Source organism: Hydrogenimonas sp., from assembly GCF_029933015.1.
GTDB lineage: Bacteria > Campylobacterota > Campylobacteria > Campylobacterales > Hydrogenimonadaceae > Hydrogenimonas.
This window is the reverse complement of record NZ_JAOZOZ010000023.1, coordinates 1-18,107: the sequence shown is the minus strand read 5'-3', so window position 1 is coordinate 18,107 and position 18,107 is coordinate 1. Positions and strand designations below refer to the sequence as shown.

The window sequence follows — 18,107 nt, the reverse complement described above, 5'->3', positions numbered from 1 at the left end:
TCGTTATGATATTTGTTAATATCATCAAAACTCGCCGCTGTTTTGATACAATTTGTCAAAAGAGCAGGATGAGAATGATGAAAGTGACGGAACGTTTCTACCTGGAAGACGGGTTCAAGGCACGTCTGAGAAAGATGCAACCCTCCTTCGGTTTCGACGGTTTCGGCGAAGTGATCTACTACAGGACCTACAGCCGAAGGAAAAAGGACGGATCCCAGGAGCACTGGGCCGATACGGTGATCCGCGTGGTCGAAGGTGTGCTCTCCATCCGGAAAAACCACTACAAAGAGCAGGGACTCGCCTGGAGAGACGAAGCGTGGCAACCCTTCGCCCAGCGCATGGCCGAAAGCTGTTTTTCCATGCACTGGCTGCCACCGGGACGCGGGCTATGGATCATGGGGACCGACTACATCTACGAGAGGGGCAGTGCCGCACTCTACAACTGCGGGGCCGTCGACACGGCCGATCTGGTCGACTCCGCCGACTGGGCGATGGATATGCTCATGAGCGGGGTGGGTGTCGGTTTCAATACGGTCTGGAGAGGGGAAGCCTCCATCCCCGACAAGGAGAACCCCCGTCTCTACGTGATCGAAGACAGCAAAGAGGGGTGGGTGAGATCGGTCCGGCTTCTGCTGGAGAGCTACTGCCGCGGCGGGCCTTTCTACCGTTTCGACTATTCCAAAATCAGACCGGCCGGTTCGCCGATCCACGGATTCGGGGGCACGGCGTCGGGCCCTGAGCCTCTGAAGGAGCTTCATGGACGTCTGGAGAAGATCATGGATCGCTTCTGCCGTGGTGAAATCGACCATACCCGGTGTGTCGCCGACGTCTTCAACGCCATCGGTGTCTGCGTCGTCGCGGGAAACGTGCGCCGCTCCGCCGAAATCGCGCTGGGATCTCCTCACGACGAAACATTCCTCCATCTCAAAGACTACGAAAGATTTCCCGACCGCAAAGAGATCGGGTGGATGTCCAACAACTCCGTCGTTCTCCACAGACACGAGGATTTCGAAAAACTTCCCGAAATCAGCGAACTGATCCGCCACAACGGCGAACCCGGCATCCTCAATCTCGTCAATGTCCAGAAATACGGACGCTTCGGTGACGAGATACCCGACAAAGCGTGGCTCACCAACCCCTGCGGGGAAATCGCCCTGGAGAGTTACGAGCTCTGCAACCTCGCCGAAATCCTCCCGACACGCTGCCGAAGCGAAAAAGAGTTCAAAGAGGCGGTGGAGTTCGCCACCTTCTACGCGATCACGGTTTCGCTGCTGCCGACACACCGCAGGGAGACCAACGCCGTCGTCGCCAGAAACCGGCGGACCGGTGTGAGCATCTCGGGCATCACCGACTGGATCGAGAAGATCGGTGTCGCGAAGATGACGAGGATCCTGAGGGATACCTACCGCCATGTCCGCAGCGTCAACGAACGTCTCGCCAAAGAGTCCGGCATTCCCGTCTCCCTGAAGGTGACGGCGATCAAGCCCTCGGGCACCATCAGCCTGCTGGCGGGCGTGAGCCCGGGGATGCACTTTCCCGTCAGCCGCTACGCGATACGGCGTCTGCGGGTGGGAAACAGCCAGCGGATCACACGGTTTCTGATCGAAGCGGGGGTGCCCCACGCGCCGGACGCCTACAGCGAAAACACGACGGTCTTCGAGTTTCCGGTCCGGTACGACAATCCCCGATCGGTGGACGAGGTCAGTGCCTGGGAGCAGTTCGCGCTTTTGGCGATGCTTCAGCGGGAGTGGGCCGACAACATGGTCTCGTGTACGATCAGTTTCGACGAAGAGAGGGAGGGCGGCCAGATCGAACGGATGCTGGCGATGTTCGCACCCGTCATCAAATCGGCCTCCATGCTGCCGAGAAAGCAGAAGGGGGTCTACGAACAGATGCCGATCGAGCCGATCACGAAAGAGGCCTACGAAGAGCGTATCAGAAAGATGCCGAAAATCGACTGGAAAAGATTCGGAGGAAGCGACGGAGCGGGGGAGGGTTTCTGCTCCATTCTGGCGTGCAATACATAAGGGCACCTCTAAAAACCCTATGCGTCTTTGAGACGCCGGGCTTACCAGTAGCGGACGCGCCCCGTATCGACATGGACGAAGCCCGATTTCGGGTAGTATCCGACACCGCCGCGGCGAAGCCGGCGGGCCGCCAGACGCAGCTGCGCGAGCTCCACACCCGGCAGGTTGATGTCGATGGCCTGTCCCTTCATGTGCAGACTCTGTTTCGCGACGCCTCGGGAGTGTTTTCGAAGCATCTCGTTGGTTTTTGGGGAGCGGTAGCCCGAGATGATATGGAAAGGTTTGTGCGCGGTCCCGAAGTGGCTTTCGATATCGTGGAGCAGATCGAAAAGCCTTCTGTCCATCGTGTGAATATCGCCGGTACGGTAGTCGCGAAGCAGTCTGTCGAGACGTTCGAGCTCCTCGGCGACATACTCACCGTCGGCCCAGAAGGTCGCTTTTTCCATCTCTCCGGTATGGATGTTGTAGAGCGAGAGCCTTTTTTCCTGCCGTTTCACGGCGCTGTCGGCCAGTATGACATTGGGGAAGGCGCAGACCGCCAGCAGACCGCCGCCTCTTTTTATAAAATCTCTTCGTGTCATTTCGTTACCGTTTTTTCTCTCTTTTTGAGAATATCGTCAGATATTTCCATCTATTTTACCAGACGGTACGCTTTTTGCCCCTGTCGTTAATATTCGTTTAAACTCTTCAGACACTCCTCCATCTGCCGGTCGTAACCGTAAATGTCGGGAAGAAAACGTACTCTGTCGTTCTCGTCCACATAGGCCGTCATATAGAGGATGTAGACCGGCAGGGGATCGGGCAGACCTACGAGCTTCTCCTCTCTTTTCATCAACTCCCTGACGATCTTCTTGTAGCGCCAGCCGTTGTCGCCGTGGGGATTGAAGAGCGCGTGGAAAAGCTCCAGAGGTTTTTCGACACGGATGCATCCCGAGCTCCTCGCCCGGTCGCTCTCCTCGAAGAGTTCGTCGTGGGAGGTGTCGTGGATATAGACGTCGAAATCGTTGGGGAACATGAATTTGACGAATCCAAGATAGTTGTGCGGCCCCGGTTTCTGCAGAAAGATATAGGGGATGTTTTCACTCTCGTAGCGATGCCAGTCGACACTGCGCAGGTCGACCGTCACGTTACCGTCGGCCGCTTCGACGGCCACGATGCCGACTCGGTCGAGATAGTCGAAAGCGCCCGCCCTGAGTTTCGGGAGAATATCCTCCTCGACGATCGTCTTCGGCGCCCGCCAGTAGGGGTTGAGGACGGCGTAGGTGAGCGTGTCCGAGAGCATCGGCGTCGGCCGGTCTCTTCGCCCCACGACGGTCTTCATCGTCAAAACGGGCCGCTCCTGCCGGTAGAGTGTCAGAGAGTAGTCGGGAATGTTGGCTGCGACGAAATCGCCGTTTCCGTCCGTGAGCCAACGGAGCCGCTCGATGTTGAGCCTGATCTTTTCGATCTTTTCCGTCACGGGGATATTGAGTGCCTCCACCGTTCTGGGACCGACGATACCGTCGGCTTTCAGCCCGTGTCTGGCCTGAAAGATCCTGACCGCTTCTGCCAGATCGGGACCGTAGGTTTCGTTCAGGTCCGCCGTGAGATTGTAGTCGCCCGTGACGTGCAGTCTGGCTTTGATCGCCGGCACGGCCCGATGGCTCTGCCCCTCTTTCAGAAGTCGAAAGTCAGCCTTCACGATGTTCCAGCCGCCGTTTTTGTCGATCGTTTCGTAGAAGTGCAGCGCTTTTTCGAGTCTTTTCAGCAGGACGTTGACGTGTCGGGAGGTTTCGTTATTCTCTCTTTTTTCGATACCGATCTGGTCGGGAAAGATCGCATAGGGATCGAAGCATCCCTCTTGTCTGTCGTGGCGATAGAGGGCTTCGATATCCGAAAAAATGGTGTCCAGGTCCGTTCGCGCTTCGGGATCGAAACCGATCCTTTCCGCATAGCGGTCGATTCGGGCAAGCCCATAACGTTTTTTGTCACACAGTATCGTCGTGTCGGTGCGGATGGCTGTCAGAAGTTCGTAGGCCGCAGGGGTGAGTTCACCGTTTTCGATCCATTTTCCGCCTCTGTCGGGAGAGGCCATCGAAACGTCGAAGAAGACTCCGTTTTCACTGTAGAGAGCCGACAGAAACAGAGCCGTCGTCAAAACGAGACGGAAAAGGATCGCCACGGTCGGCTACTCCGCTTTTTCCCAGACCGTCCCCTGGGGCGTGTCCATCAGCTGGATGCCCATGTCCGTCAGCTCCGCCCGTATCGCGTCGGCCGTTTCGAAATCTTTGGCCTTCTTGGCGACGTTTCTTGCCTCTATCAGTTCGTTGATATGGGCGATCTCCTCGTCGCTCATACCGAGCTGGAAGTACCGGTAGGCATCCTTGCCGCCGAAGCCCATCACTTCGTTCACCCATTCGATGTTGGCCATCGTCTTCTGTTTGAAGGCCTTGTCTTTGGGGTTGGTGTCGAGGTATTCGTTGGCCCGGGCGGTCATCTCGTCCACCGCCGCCAGCGCTTTGGAGATGTTCAGATCGTCCGCCAGCGCGTCGAGGACCTCCTTTTGGAAGTTCTTGTCCGCTTCCGTCTTTTTCGCCCCGTAGATCCGCTTTTTCAGACGGTAGATCTTGTCGAGCCGCTTCTTGGAGGAGAGGAGATCCTCTTCGTTGAAATTGAAGTTGGCCCGGTAGTGGGTACCGATGAGATAGTAGCGCAGGATCTCTCCGTCGTAGGATTTCAGAGCGTCCTTGACGAAGAAGCTGTTGCCCAGGCTTTTGCTCATCTTTTCGCCGTTGATGTTGACGAATCCGTTGTGCATCCAGTATTTGGCCAGTTTCTGATGGGTCGCGCACCGGGTCTGGGCCGCTTCGTTTTCGTGGTGGGGGAAAAAGAGATCGGCACCGCCGCCGTGGATGTCGATGGCGTACTCTTCGTCTTTGTAGGCCAGATAGCTGTCGATCATCGCCGAACACTCGATGTGCCAGCCCGGCCGCCCTCTGCCAAAAGGTGAATCGTAGCAGACATCCTCCTCCTTGCACGCTTTCCAGAGCGCGAAATCCCGCGGGTGGCGCTTGCCCTCTTCGTGTTCGATTCTCGCCTGGGTCTCCTCTTCGTCACCGCAGCGGTGCGAGAGGGAGCAGTACTCGGGATCTTTGGAGGTGTCGAACCAGACCGTACCGTCTTCGCTTTGGTAGGCGCAGCCGTTGTCCATGATCTTGGAGACCATTTCGATGATGGCGTTCAAAGAGGTGGTGGCCCGGGGCGAAATGTCGGCGTCGAGAACCCCCAGCGCATGCATGTCGTCGAGATAGCGCTCGGTGTATTTTTTCGTGATCGCTTCGATCGGCTGGCCCGTTTCGAGAGATTTTTTGATGATCTTGTCGTCGATGTCGGTAAAGTTTCTGGCAAAGGTCACTTTGTAACCGAGCGCCTTGAGTGTCCTGCGGAGCAGATCGAAAGCGATGGCGCTTCTGGCATGGCCCAGATGGGCGTCGTCGTAGACCGTCGGACCGCAGACATACATTCGCACCTCTTTGTCCCGGATCGGTTCGAATTTCACTTTTTCTTTCTTTACGGAATCAAATATAACCATCTATCATTACCTTTACTGTCCATGTGATCGCTGTCACACCCGCGATGAAAACGAGCGCGTATGTGGCGTATTTCGCGTGCATTATATCGAAAACGAGCTCCCTGCCGACCGCCTTCATCGTCAGCCACAGAAGCACCCAGCCGCTGATGCTGCTGGCCAGGGCGAGCCCGGGTGCCGCCATCGGAGCGATCAGGAGAATCGAAAAGAGGATGTTGACACCCAGCGACCTGGCGGCGATGCCGGCCGCTTCTCTCTGACGATGCGAGGCGTAGAGCCACAGCGAAAAGAGTTTCGCCATCCCGAAAGGCAGAAGACCCGCGATATACATCACCAGTACCATCGACGTATTTTCTGTATCGTTTACGGTAAAGGCCCCTCTTTCGAAGAGCAGTTTCACGATCTCCTCCGAAAGGATCACGGCGACGGCGGAAGCTCCTCCCAGCAGCGCGAAGAGCAGCCAGAAGACCTTTCTCGTCTCCTTTTTGGCCTTGTCGATTTTCTCCTGTTTGAGAAGCTTGCTTATCGTCGGGAAGAGCGCCGTCGAGGCGGCGATGGCGAAAAGTGCCAGAGGCAGCTGGAAGAGGCGGTTGGCGTAGAAGAGGTAGCTGATGGAGCCGCTGACGAGAAAAGAGGCGAGCCACGTATCGATGAAAGAGGAGATCTGGGCTGTCGAGTTGCCCAGAACGGAGGGGAAAAAGGCTCTGCTGAAACGGTCGATATCCTCTTTGACGACCTCCTTTTTGCGCCGCATATAGACAAAGCCGCCGACCAGCAGTCTGTCGAGCCCCTTTTTCCTTATCATCCACAGATGCAGCAGCAGCTGCAGCACACCTCCGGCCAGTACGGCGAAACTGAGGGCATAGACGAGATAGGAGGGCTCTTCGTGACGAAAGAGCACCAGTGCCGTGATCATCGATATGTTCAGAAGCGTCGTACCGAAAGCCGTCGTCGCGAAGTGCTCCCTGTACTGCAGCAGTGCGGAGAGAAAGGTCACCAGGAAGATCAGGTCCAGATAGTAGAAGTTGATGGCCACCAGCGGGGCGGCCATATCGATGGTCTGCTGGTCGAATCCGATGGCGATGAGACGGGTGACCGGTTCGCTGAAGAGGGTCACGAGCAATGAGGCGGCGATCAGAAAAAGAAAGAATCGTATCAGTATCGCCACAGCGAAGACGCTGCGATGCCGCGATGCGATGAAAGTGGGCATGAAACTCTGGACGAAAGCCCCTTCGGCGAAGATCCGGCGGAAAAGGTTGGGGAGCTTGAAGGCGACGAAAAAGATATCCGAAAAGATGTTGGCACCCAGAATCGACGCCATCAGAAGATCGCGGACGAAACCGAAAATACGGGATGTGAGAATGCCGGCACTGGTAGTGAAAACGGAACGCAAACGCATGGGTCGGGCAAGCCTTTTGGACAGTTGATGTTATTTTAACGATTGTTATATTAAAATAGAGATATTTTTTATGCCGACCGCATCAACAAAAGTGGAATTATGGGACTATTTGACAAAGTATTCAAGAGCGACAAAGAGAAACAGAAGAAGAAAGAGGCCGACAAACCTGCGGAGTTCACACCCGTCGTCGTGACGACATCCGACGTGCCGAAGACGCTGCAGGAGACCGCTCTGAAGTACAAAATCGGATCGCAATCACTCGACATTCGCATCATCAGCTGCAAAACCTTCATCAAGATGGACCGCAAGGAGAAGGAGTGGATCGAGGTGGAGGGCAACGACTGGGAAAAGTTCAACAAACCGGAAATCCTGCTCAATCCGAACTTCGAAGTCAAACAGGATTACGAGATCGAGATACTCAAATACCGGGACGAGCCCTGGATGAGAGATCTGCTTCTGCACATCGCCGCGAACAGGGAGAAAAACAGGATCGTCTGCACCATCAAAAGCGGCTCCATTGTCAAAGGGGTCGACGACCTGAACGCCAAGATGAAAAACCTGATCCACAAAAAGATGGTGCGTTCCCGCATTCTGATCGGGTTGTGGGATCTGGACATTGATGGGAAACTGGACGACCTCACGGCCAAAGCGAAGGTGCAGGGTCAGTATATCGTCCCCGAAGACTACATTTTCGACGTGGCGGTCTGCTTCGCCTCCGAGCCATCGATCGACGATGCACTCATCTATCACTACAAAGAGAAAGAGGAGAAGCAGCAAGGAGATCGCATCGACTACTCCAAACGCGGTTTCATCCAGGCGGTGGAGAAGGGTGAAGTGATAATCGAATATGTCAAACCGAAACAGGGTACTCCGGGTCGCAACTGCATGGGAGCGTTCGTCGCCGTCGAAGAACCGAAGAGTACCCACAAACCCGAATTCCGCGTCAGCGACAATATCGAGACGGAAGAGACCGAATCCTCCATTCTCTATCGGGCCAAACGTGGCGGATATGTGGTCTTCAAAGAGAACACCTACGATATCAGGGACGAGATGGAGCTCGAGGAGGTGAGCTTCAAAAAGACCGGTTCCATCGACGCCGGCGTCGAAACCGAAGTGAAACTCCACATCAACGAAAGCGATTCGCTGAAAGAGGCCATCGGCAACGGTGTCGAAGTCGAAGCCACCGAGATCAAGGTGGAGGGCAACGTCGGTGCGGCGGCCGTCGTGACGGCCGAAGAGGTGGTCATAGGCGGTCAGACCCATCAAACGAGCCAGATTTTCGCGGACCGTGCCAAAATCAACGTCCACAGAGGTTCTCTCAAAACGAAAGGAACCGCGGAGATCACACGTATCGAGGGTGGCAGCGTCGAGGCGAAGGAGGCGAATGTCTCCCAGATGATCGGCGGTGAAATCAGGGCGATGAACGTCGATGTCCGGATTCTCGGCGCCAACGCGAAAATCTATGCGGTTTCCCATATTCAGATCGGAAAGATGGTGGGGGAAAACAACAGGCTGATTATCGACGCCTCCGAAATCGAAGCCTATCACAACGAAATTCTCTCCCTCGAAGAGGAGGCCCAAAAGCTGGAGAAGATGCTGGAGAAGATGCGCGAAAAGCTTCAGGAGAAAGAGGAACTCCTCCAAAAGAGCGAATCGGCCGTCAATACCCTCAAGCAGAAAATAGTGCAGGATCAAAAACGCGGCATCAAACCCCGCCCCGCCTTCATAGCGAAGATCAAGCAGTTCCAGAAACTGCAGGAAGATATCCGGAAGCGAAAAGAGGAGATCGTCAAAGTCGAAAACAGGCTCCAGGACAATCGCGGCAGACTTCTGGCCTACCAGGAGATGGTGGTCCACGCGAAGATCGTCAACCTCGGAGAGTGGAAAGAGTATACGACGATCGAATACCATCTGCTCTATCCCCAGGTGAAACTCGAGTACACTCCGAAAGCCGGCGCGTCGGGAGAGGAGGTCTATCTGAAGAAGGTGGACGAGGAAAACTACGAAATCGCCGTGAAAAAGGCCGAAGAGACATGATCGTAGGAATCACGGGAAAGGTGGTGAAAAAAGATCCCACCCATCTGCATATATTGACACCGGGCGGGCTCGTCTACGAGGTTTTCGTTTCGCTCCACTGCAGCGCTTCGGTGAAGAGTGACGAAATACGCCTCCATACGACCCACATCGTCAGGGAGGATGCCCAGCTCCTCTACGGTTTTTGCGACATCAACGAAAAGAGGATGTTCGACACCCTGATCAGGATCAACGGCGTCGGCCCCAAAGTGGCGATGGCCATCTGCTCCACCTTCACGCCCCAGAGCTTCGCCCAGATCGTCGAAGCCAAGGATGTGGGCATGCTCAAACGCGTTCCGGGCATCGGCCCCAAGAGCGCGGGGCGGATTCTGGTGGAACTCAGCGGCTTTTCGCTGGAGCTGGCGGGGGAGAGCTCCCCGGCTTCGCAGGCCCACAACGAAGCGCAGATGGCTCTGGAGACACTCGGCTTCAAAAAGGAGCAGATCACCAAGGCTCTGGCCGCCTGCAGTGCGACGGAGACCGAAAGCCTCATCAAAGAGGCATTGAAAAAACTAAGCAAATAATGGAGAGAAACAGGTGAAACCGGCTATTCTATTCGGCGGCGCGAGCTACGAGCATGAAATCAGTATCGTCAGCGCGATCGCCCTCAAAAAGGTTCTCAAAACCCCGCTCACGTTCATCTTTCTCGATGCCGAAGGCGGCTTCTGGCACATACCGGCCGAAAAGATGCGATCGAACCACTTCAGTTCGGGAGACTACAGAAAGGACGATCCGCTCACACTCGTGAAAGGCGGCTTCGAAAAGAGAGGATTTCTCAAGGCCAAACCCCTCGAGGGGTTCGATACCGTTCTCAATCTGGTCCACGGCGGCCAGGGCGAAGACGGTACGATCGCCTCGCTGATGGAGTTTTTCGCCATTCCCTATATCGGTCCCCGCAAAGAGGCGTCGGTGATCAGCTACAACAAGTGGCTGACGAAACTCTACGCCGAAGGGATCGGGGTACAGACGGTCGAGTACCAGGTGCTCCACATCGACGGTGACCGAAACCTCGACTTCGATTTTCCCGTCATCGTCAAACCGCTGAGACTGGGCAGCTCCATCGGGGTGAGCATCGTCAGAAAAAGGGAGGAGCTCGATTTCGCGCTCGATGTCGCCTTCGAATTCGACGACGACGTGCTGGTCGAACCTTTTATCGAAGGGATAGAGGAGTTCAATATCGCCGGCTGCAAAACGGACGAGGGGTGGATCCTCAGCCGCATCGAAGCGCCGCAGAAAAAGGAGTTTCTCGATTTCGACCAGAAATATCTCGATTTCGCCCGCACCGAAGGGGTGCAGGAGGCAAAGATCGATCCGACCCTCCAGAAGGATCTGGAAGAGACCTTCGAAAAGGTTTACGGCACCCTCTTCGAAGGGGCTCTGATCCGGTGCGACTTCTTTTTCGCCAGCGGCGAGATTCTTCTCAACGAGATCAATCCGATCCCCGGTTCCATGGCAAACTACCTCTTCGACGATTTTGCCGGAACCCTCTCGAAGCTGGCCCGAAGCCTGCCCAGACCCCGCTCCATCAGACCCGACTACGCCTACATCAACAGGGTCCAGAGCGCCAAAGGCCCCAAGACAGGAATGCAGGATTGAAAGAGTTTTTCAAAACCTATCTGCCTCTTTATAAAGACTACAAAGACAAGGTTGCCTACGCCATCGTGGGGATGGTTCTCACCTCCGCTGCCACGGGTGCCATCGCCTACATGGTCAAGCCCCTGATGGACCGCATCTTCATCGAGCGGGATGTGCAGATGCTCTATATCGTTCCCGTCTTCATCATCGGTGCTTTCGTCGCCAAAGGCCTGGGAACCTTCATGCAGAGTTACGCCATGAGTTACGTGGGGCAGGATATCATCCGCAAACTCCGCAACCGTATGCTCTCGCACATGATGCATCTGGATATGGACTTCCATTTCGCCTTCCACAGCGGCGAACTGATGAGCCGTATCAACAACGACATCGCCAGGATCCAGGCCGCCATCTCCACCCAGCTCGCCACCTTTCTGCGGGAATCCCTGACTGCCGTCGTGCTCCTGGGAGTGGTGATCTACCAGAGTCCGAAACTGGCGCTTTATACGCTGATCATCGTACCGATGGTGGCCTGGCCCGTCGACATCCTCTCCAAAAAGCTGAAAAAACTCTCCCACGTCTCCCAGGAGAAAAACGCCGATCTGATGGCGCAGCTGAGCGAAAATTTCGCCAACTACGAAATGATCCAGTCCTATAACGCCCAGGAGTACGAGCTGGAGCGCTTCAAGGCCTTCAACCGCTCCTTTTTCGATACCAACATGAAGACGGTGAAGGTGCAGCTGATGCTCACGCCGATCCTGGAGCTGATCGCCGCCATCGCCATCACGATCTTCATCGTCGCGGGGGGCCGTGAGGTGCTGGTCTACAAGACGATGACGACCGGTGAGTTTTTCTCCTTTCTGACGGCGCTTTCTCTGCTGATCGACCCGGTCCGCCGGCTCTCCAATCTCTACAGCAAATTCCAGAACGCCATCGCCGCGCACGAGCGCATCGAGCAGATCATGCACTACAGACCCATGATCAAAAGCGGTGATATCCGACTGGAGCATATCGACACGATCGCATTCGAAAACGTCACTCTCAAATATGGCGAAACGACGGCGCTGCAGGGTATCTCTCTGAGGGCGAAAAAAGGGGAGGTGATCGGTCTGGTCGGAGACAGCGGCGGCGGCAAGAGCTCGATGGTGAATCTGATCCTGCGCTTCTACGATCCGGCTTCCGGACGTGTCACGATCAACGGCATCGACGCGAAAGAGATCGATCTCAAGTCCCTCAGATCCCGCATGGCGATCGTTACCCAGCGCATCTACATCAGCAACGACACGATCCTGGCCAACGTCGCCTACGGCGATACGGCACCCGATCGGAAAAAAGTCATCGAAGCCCTCAAAAAAGCCAACCTCTGGGCTTTCGTCGAGACACTGCCCGAGGGAATCGACACGATCCTCAACGAAGGGGGCACCAACCTCTCCGGCGGCCAGCGCCAGCGCATCGCCATCGCCCGCGCCCTCTACAAGGAACCGGACATCCTGATCCTCGACGAAGCCACCAGCGCTCTGGACAACAAGAGCGAAGCGGCGATCATGGAGACGATCTACGCCCTCAAGGAGGATCTCATCGTCTTCATCGTCGCCCACCGTCTCTCCACGATCGAAAACGCCGACACGATTCTCGTGTTCGAACACGGCAAGATCGTCTGCCGGGGCACGAAGGAGGAGCTGGAGCAAGGATGCGTCACATTCCAGAATCTCTACCGCAAAGAGAAAGAATAGTGAGCAAACCACCCGTCAAACTCGATACCTTTTCGCAAAAAACGAAGGCGTGGTACGGTTCGCTCATAAAGCAGCACAACCTCGTCAACGTCTTCTGGCTCAATCTCCATCCGGTCGTGGAGGGGAAGATCTATCGATCGGCCCAGCCCACACCCTGGCAGCTCAAAAAACTGATCCGTAAGTACGGTTTCAAAACCGTCATCAACCTGCGGGGTGAAAAACCCCACCGCCCCGTCTACGCCCTGGAGAAGCGTACCTGCGAAGAGATGGGCGTACGGCTGATCGACGTGAGTATCTATTCGAGACGGATGCCTGACGACACCATCCTTCTGGCGCTCAAAGAGGCGTTCGAAAAGGCCGAGTACCCGGTGCTGATGCACTGCAAGGCGGGTGCCGACCGCAGTTCGCTGGCGGCGGTTCTCTATCTCTACTGGATCGAAAAGGTGCCGCTGGAGGAGGCGATGAAGAGACACCTCCGTTTCTGGCCCTACGGCTACATCGAAAACTCCGGCGCGGGGATTATCAAAGCCTTTTTCGAAGCCTTTCTCGCCTACGAAAAAGAGCATCCCGGCGCCGACATCGTCGAGTGGTCGAAACGGTGGGCCGACAGAGAGCGCCGGAAAGCCTTCGAAAAAGAGTTCAGAGAAAAAAACACCCATCCGATCGTCGATTTTCTCTACGAAAAGATATTGAGGAGAGAGTAGAGCATGGCCGTCAAACCCGTCCGCTGGAAAAACGAAACCTTTCGAATCGCCTACGACATCGTCCATCCCGATGCGAGCAAGGATCTGATCGTGCTGCACGGCTGGGGAAGCGACAAGGAGCTGATGAAGCAGGCTTTCGCCACTGCCTTCCCCGACTGGCGTCACATCTACATCGATCTGCCGGGATTCGGAAAAAGCTCCAACGATACGGTGTTGAAAACCGAAGATTACGCCGCCATCGTCGAAACCTTTCTCGAAAGCATCGGCGCGAAAAAGGATGCGGCCGTCGGCCACTCCTTCGGAGGGAAGGTGGCCACGCTGCTGAACCCGGAGCGTCTCGTGCTTCTCTCCTCGGCCGGCATCGTGCTGCCCAAACCTCTGAAGATCCGGGCCAAAATCGCGCTCTTCAAGCTCCTCAAACCCTTCGGCGGCAAAAAACTGCGCAGGCTCTTCGCCTCCAAAGACGCCGCCGACATGCCCCCGCACATGTACGAAACCTTCAAGAATGTCGTGGACGAGGATTTCACGGATCGTTTCGCCGCCTACACCCGTCCCGCGCTGCTTTGCTGGGGAGCCGAAGACACTGCCACGCCTCCGGAGGCCGGTGAAACGATCGCGAAAGCGATGCCCCGTGCCGAGTTGATTCTTTTTGACGGAGACCACTACTTTTTCCTCAAAAACCCCCGTGCGGTCATATCGAAAATGGAGGCGTTTCTTGAAACGGTATAGATGTATTTCAGAAGGGAAGGTCCAGGGAGTCTGGTACAGACGCGCCATCCAGGAGATGGCGAGCGCCGCCGGCTTCAAAGGGTACGTCCGAAACCTGCCCGACGGTACCGTCGAATCGGTGGTCGACGCCGACGAAGCGTCGCTGGAAACCTTCAAAAAAATTCTCTACAAAGGCTCGCCCATGTCCGCGGTTCTCAACGTCACCTGCGAAGAGGTGGCATCTGGAACACCCTTTGAAAGTTTCGAGGTAGTCCGATGATCTGGTTTCAGTTTTTCTCCCACATTCTGCTGGTGATGGCCCTGGGATTCTACCTGGCCACCAATCTCCAGTGGTACAGCTACAAAATCGAGCGGGTGGTGCTCCATCACACCAAATACCACTGGCACGTCATCTACTTCCTGATACCGCTTTTCGCCTACTACTTCACCGGCATCTATTTCTGGATCTATTTCTACTTCGCCTATCTTCCCACCCTCTGGCTCTGGTGGAAGAAACTCGACAAAAAACTGGTCTTCACGGGACGCATCAAACGTTTCTTCGGCCTGCTTCTGGCGCTGACGCTCTTTCAGGATCTGCTCTGCCTGGCAAAGGAGGCGTGCGAGGTGCTGGGCGTCATCCTGCCCCTCGCCGTCGCCGTCATCGGCTCCTCTTTCATCGAAAAGGTGATGTTCCACGGCTTCAAGGTCCAGGCCAGACGGAAGCTCGACGGCATGAAGGATCTCGTCGTCGTCGGCGTCACCGCAAGTTACGGAAAGACAAGCATCAAAAACTTCATCGCCCAGATCGTCGGCCACGACAAAAAGGTCTACGCCACCCCCCGCAGCGTCAACACCCTGGCCGGCGTCATGAAGGATATCAACGACGACCTGCCGGAAGATACCGAAGTCTACATCGTCGAAATGGGTGCCCGAGGTCCCGGTGACATCGCCGAAATCACCGAATTCGTCCAGCCGCACTACGCCGTCGTCGGCGTCATCGGACCCCAGCATATCGAGTATTTCAAGACCCTCGGGCGCATACGGGACACGAAGATGGAGATCCTGGGCTCCAAACGGCTCCGACACGCCTGGGTCCACAAATCGGCCCATGTCAAACCCGACGAAAGGGTCACCCTCTTCGGTGACGACGTCGAAAACGTCGAAGCCTCGCTGGAGGGGGTCGATTTCGACCTGAAATTATCGGATCGAACGATCCATGTTCATATTCCCATACTCGGCGCCTTCAACGCCGTCAACGTCGCGGCGGCCCTCCACGTAGCCGACGCACTGGGCATCCCTTACGAAAAAGGGGCGAAGTACGCCGAACGTCTCGAAGCGGTGCCCCACCGTCTGCAGCGTATCGACGCCGGCGGCAAGATCATCCTCGACGACAGCTTCAACGGCAACCTCGACGGCATGCTCGCCTCTTTCGACCTCGTCTCGCAGTATCCGGGCCGAAAGGTGCTCGTCACACCCGGCCTCGTGGAGGTCGACGAGGCCCAGAACGAGAAGGTGGCAAAAAGAGCCAACGAAATCTTCGATCTGGTGATCGTCACGGGTGGACTGAACCGCGAAACCTTCAGAATGTACGTCGCGGCCGAGAAACTCCACTTTCTGGATGACAAGTCGAAAATGGAAGAGACGCTGGCCGCTCTGACCAGACCCGGCGACCTGATACTCTTCGCCAACGACGCGCCGAGTTTCATATGAGAGAGCTGTAAGGAGTCGGACGTGAAAAACCGGAAACTGTTGAAACTCTCCTACATCATCGACGAAACGAGCCGATGGGCCGGGGCGGTGGGGGCTTTCGCCTCGATCGCACTGGCGTTGCTCATCGTCTACGACGCCACGATGCGCTACGCCTTCCACGAAGGCTCCGTGGCCCTGCAGGAGCTGGAGTGGCACCTTTTCGACGTGCTCTTCCTGCTGGGGCTCGCCTACGCCCTCAAGCACGACAAGCATGTCAGAGTCGACATTCTCTACGTCCGTTTCTCCCCCCGTTTCAAAGAGTGGGTCCGTGTCGCGACGATGCTGCTTTTCGTCATCCCCCTGGGGTTGCTGGTGGTCTGGTTCAGCTGGGATTTCACGCTGCAGAGTTTCATCCAGCACGAAGGAAGCCCCGACCCGGGCGGTCTCTGCTGCCGCTACGTCATCAAATCCTTCGTCATCGTCGCTTTCGGCCTTTTGATCCTGCAGGCCGTCAGCGAGACGATCAAAGCCTTCTACCGTCTCGAGGAGCTGAAAGAGGAGGGGAGACGATGATCGGTATGCTGATGTTTTATCCAATCGATACGCCAAACGAACGGAGTCCGCTTGGCTGCGCTAACGCTGAGTTCCCTTCGGCAGGGGGCCCACGCGCAGCTGAACCGCGCTCGAAACTATCCATCTTCGAGCGAAAGGTTGCCGCATGATCGGTATGCTGATGTTTCTGACGGCTCTGGTTTTTCTGCTGCTGGGGATTCCCGTCGCCTTCGCCTTCGGCGGCGTGGCGATCCTCTTCGCGCTGCTCTTTCCCTGGGACGTGGGGCTGGAGGTTTTCGAGCTGCTTCCTTTCCGCATCTACGGCATCATGCAGAACTTCACCCTGATGGCCGTGCCTCTTTTCATCTTCATGGGCCTGGTGCTCGAAAAGTCGAAGATGGCCGAGGACCTTCTGGAATCGATGGGAAAACTCTTCGGCCCGGTTCGGGGCGGACTGGCGATCTCGACGGTTCTGGTGGGGGCGATCCTGGCGGCGAGCACCGGCATCGTGGGGGCCAGCGTCGTCATGATGGGGCTCATCACGCTTCCCATCATGCTCAAGCACCGCTACGACCCGAAACTCGCCAGCGGAACGATCGTCGCCAGCGGCACTCTGGGGCAGCTTATCCCGCCCTCGGTCGTACTGATCGTGCTGGGAGACGTCATGTACGTGAGTGTGGGCGACCTCTTCAAGGCGGCGGTGATGCCCGGCCTGCTGCTCACATCGCTCTACATCCTCTACATCCTGATCCTCTCCTGGCTCAGGCCCGACGTGGCCCCCGCGATGAAGAGGGAGTCGATCCCCTACGGCACGCTGCTTCGCCAGGCGGGCAGGGCGATCCTGCCGCCGCTGCTGCTGATCGTCGCCGTGCTCGGCTCCATCTTCGCCGGCATCGCCAGCCCCACCGAATCGGCGGCCGTGGGTGTCGTGGGCGCCGTGATCCTGACGATGCTCAAGGGGACCTTCCGTTTCGAAATTCTCCGTTACGCCTCCATCGAGACGGTCAAGCTCAGCGCGATGATCTTCATGATCCTCATCGGTGCCACCGCCTTCAGCCTGGTCTTCAACGCCTTCGACGGGGGCGACTTCGTCCACCGCTTCTTCACCGAGGAGCTGGGAAGCCGATGGACCTTCATCCTCGTGACGATGGCGGTCATCTTCGTGCTGGGATTCTTCGTCGACTTTATCGAGATCAGTTTCATCGTCGTGCCGATCCTGGTCCCCATCGCCGCAAGTTTCGGCATCGACCCGATCTGGTTCGCCATCCTTATCGCCATGAACCTCCAGGCTTCGTTCCTGACGCCGCCTTTCGGTTTCGCGCTCTTCTACCTCAAGGGAGCCGCCGGCGACAGGGTCACGACGGGCCAGATCTACCGGGGTGTCGTCCCTTTCATTCTGCTACAGGTGACGGCACTGGCCATCGTCATGCTCTGGCCGCAGATCATCTACTGGATAGGATAGTCCCATGCAATACCTCTACGCCCCCTGGCGCACCGCCTACATCACCGACACCGAAAAAGAGAGGATCGAAGGGTGTGTCTTCTGCCACATCTCGAACCATCCGGAGCTGGATGAAAAGCACCATGTGCTCTATCGGGACGACGCCTGTTTCGTCGTCATGAACCGCTACCCCTACACGCCGGGACACTTCATGATCATCCCCCACCGCCATACCGACGCGCTGGAGAGCCTCGATCCCGACGTCTGGCTGCGGATGAGCGGCCTGGCCCAAAGGGGCGTGCGGATGCTCAGAGAAGGATTCGGCGCCGAAGGGGTCAACCTGGGGATGAACCTGGGCGCCGCGGCAGGGGCCGGCATCGCCGAGCATATCCACCTGCATCTGGTGCCCCGTTTCCAGCGGGACACCAACTTCATCACGACGATCGGGGAAACACGGGTCTACAGCACCGACTTTCAGAAGATCTACGAGAAGCTCAAAAAGATGGTGCCCAACTATTTCGAGAAGCCATAGATGAAAAAATTTCTCAGGCTCCTCTTTCTCTGGCTGCCCGGATCCCTGCTGCTCCTCTATGCACTCACCGGCTTCTGGCTCATTCCGGCTCTGGTCGAAAAGAGAGGTC

The 18,107-nt window shown here is 56.6% G+C and carries 16 protein-coding genes; 12 read left to right on the top strand and 4 right to left on the bottom strand.

Going from position 1 to position 18,107, the window contains the following annotated elements:
- Positions 1-68: 68 nt before the first annotated feature.
- A complete protein-coding gene (locus Q1K23_RS03035) occupies positions 69-2,027 on the top strand; it encodes a fused protease/ribonucleoside-triphosphate reductase (protein WP_300362218.1) in 1,959 nt (652 codons plus the stop codon).
- Positions 2,028-2,068: 41 nt separating this feature from the next.
- Here the strand turns inward: Q1K23_RS03035 and Q1K23_RS03030 are convergent, their stop codons facing one another.
- The 4 genes from Q1K23_RS03030 to murJ form a co-directional block, all read right to left on the bottom strand.
- A complete protein-coding gene (locus Q1K23_RS03030) occupies positions 2,069-2,608 on the bottom strand; it encodes a YcbK family protein (protein ID WP_300362216.1) in 540 nt (179 codons plus the stop codon).
- A gap of 86 nt (positions 2,609-2,694) precedes the next feature.
- Positions 2,695-4,188: a L,D-transpeptidase family protein gene (locus Q1K23_RS03025; protein WP_300362213.1), complete on the bottom strand. Its 1,494-nt coding sequence runs from the start codon at positions 4,186-4,188 to the stop codon at positions 2,695-2,697.
- Positions 4,189-4,194: 6 nt separating this feature from the next.
- A complete protein-coding gene (gene cysS, locus Q1K23_RS03020; RefSeq protein ID WP_300362211.1) occupies positions 4,195-5,598 on the bottom strand; it encodes a cysteine--tRNA ligase in 1,404 nt (467 codons plus the stop codon).
- Entirely contained in the window at positions 5,585-6,994 is a 1,410-nt protein-coding gene (gene murJ, locus Q1K23_RS03015; protein ID WP_300362208.1) for a murein biosynthesis integral membrane protein MurJ, read from the bottom strand. The genes cysS and murJ overlap by 14 nt, the downstream gene beginning before the upstream one ends.
- A gap of 99 nt (positions 6,995-7,093) precedes the next feature.
- Here murJ and Q1K23_RS03010 point away from each other — a divergent pair, with 99 nt between their 5' ends.
- From Q1K23_RS03010 to Q1K23_RS02960, 11 genes are all read left to right on the top strand, one after another.
- Positions 7,094-9,031 (top strand): flagellar assembly protein A, encoded by a 1,938-nt coding sequence (locus tag Q1K23_RS03010; protein ID WP_300362204.1) that lies wholly within the window; start codon positions 7,094-7,096, stop codon positions 9,029-9,031.
- Positions 9,028-9,591 (top strand): Holliday junction branch migration protein RuvA, encoded by a 564-nt coding sequence (ruvA, locus tag Q1K23_RS03005; RefSeq protein ID WP_300362202.1) that lies wholly within the window; start codon positions 9,028-9,030, stop codon positions 9,589-9,591. Before Q1K23_RS03010 ends, ruvA begins: the two co-directional genes overlap by 4 nt.
- A 13-nt stretch (positions 9,592-9,604) precedes the next feature.
- Positions 9,605-10,663, top strand: a complete 1,059-nt coding sequence (locus Q1K23_RS03000; RefSeq protein ID WP_300362199.1) for a D-alanine--D-alanine ligase — start codon at positions 9,605-9,607, stop codon at positions 10,661-10,663.
- Positions 10,660-12,372 (top strand): ABC transporter ATP-binding protein, encoded by a 1,713-nt coding sequence (locus tag Q1K23_RS02995; protein WP_300362197.1) that lies wholly within the window; start codon positions 10,660-10,662, stop codon positions 12,370-12,372. The genes Q1K23_RS03000 and Q1K23_RS02995 overlap by 4 nt, the downstream gene beginning before the upstream one ends.
- The gene (locus tag Q1K23_RS02990) at positions 12,372-13,076 is read left to right on the top strand and encodes a sulfur transferase domain-containing protein (protein ID WP_300362195.1); all 705 of its coding nucleotides are present in this window, start codon (positions 12,372-12,374) and stop codon (positions 13,074-13,076) included. The genes Q1K23_RS02995 and Q1K23_RS02990 overlap by 1 nt, the downstream gene beginning before the upstream one ends.
- Before the next feature lie 3 nt (positions 13,077-13,079).
- A complete protein-coding gene (locus tag Q1K23_RS02985; RefSeq protein ID WP_300362192.1) occupies positions 13,080-13,805 on the top strand; it encodes an alpha/beta hydrolase in 726 nt (241 codons plus the stop codon).
- A complete protein-coding gene (locus tag Q1K23_RS02980) occupies positions 13,792-14,064 on the top strand; it encodes an acylphosphatase (protein ID WP_300362189.1) in 273 nt (90 codons plus the stop codon). Before Q1K23_RS02985 ends, Q1K23_RS02980 begins: the two co-directional genes overlap by 14 nt.
- Positions 14,061-15,494 carry a UDP-N-acetylmuramoyl-tripeptide--D-alanyl-D-alanine ligase gene (murF, locus tag Q1K23_RS02975; RefSeq protein ID WP_300362187.1) on the top strand — a complete coding sequence of 478 codons (1,434 nt, stop codon included), beginning with the start codon at positions 14,061-14,063 and terminating at the stop codon, positions 15,492-15,494. The genes Q1K23_RS02980 and murF overlap by 4 nt, the downstream gene beginning before the upstream one ends.
- A 21-nt stretch (positions 15,495-15,515) precedes the next feature.
- On the top strand, positions 15,516-16,046 hold the full coding sequence (locus Q1K23_RS02970) for a TRAP transporter small permease subunit (RefSeq protein WP_300362185.1): 531 nt from the start codon (positions 15,516-15,518) through the stop codon (positions 16,044-16,046).
- A 145-nt stretch (positions 16,047-16,191) separates the two neighbouring features.
- Entirely contained in the window at positions 16,192-17,487 is a 1,296-nt protein-coding gene (locus Q1K23_RS02965; RefSeq protein ID WP_300362182.1) for a TRAP transporter large permease subunit, read from the top strand.
- Between the two features lie 4 nt (positions 17,488-17,491).
- The gene (locus tag Q1K23_RS02960; protein WP_300362180.1) at positions 17,492-17,998 is read left to right on the top strand and encodes an HIT domain-containing protein; all 507 of its coding nucleotides are present in this window, start codon (positions 17,492-17,494) and stop codon (positions 17,996-17,998) included.
- Positions 17,999-18,107 lie beyond the last annotated feature (109 nt).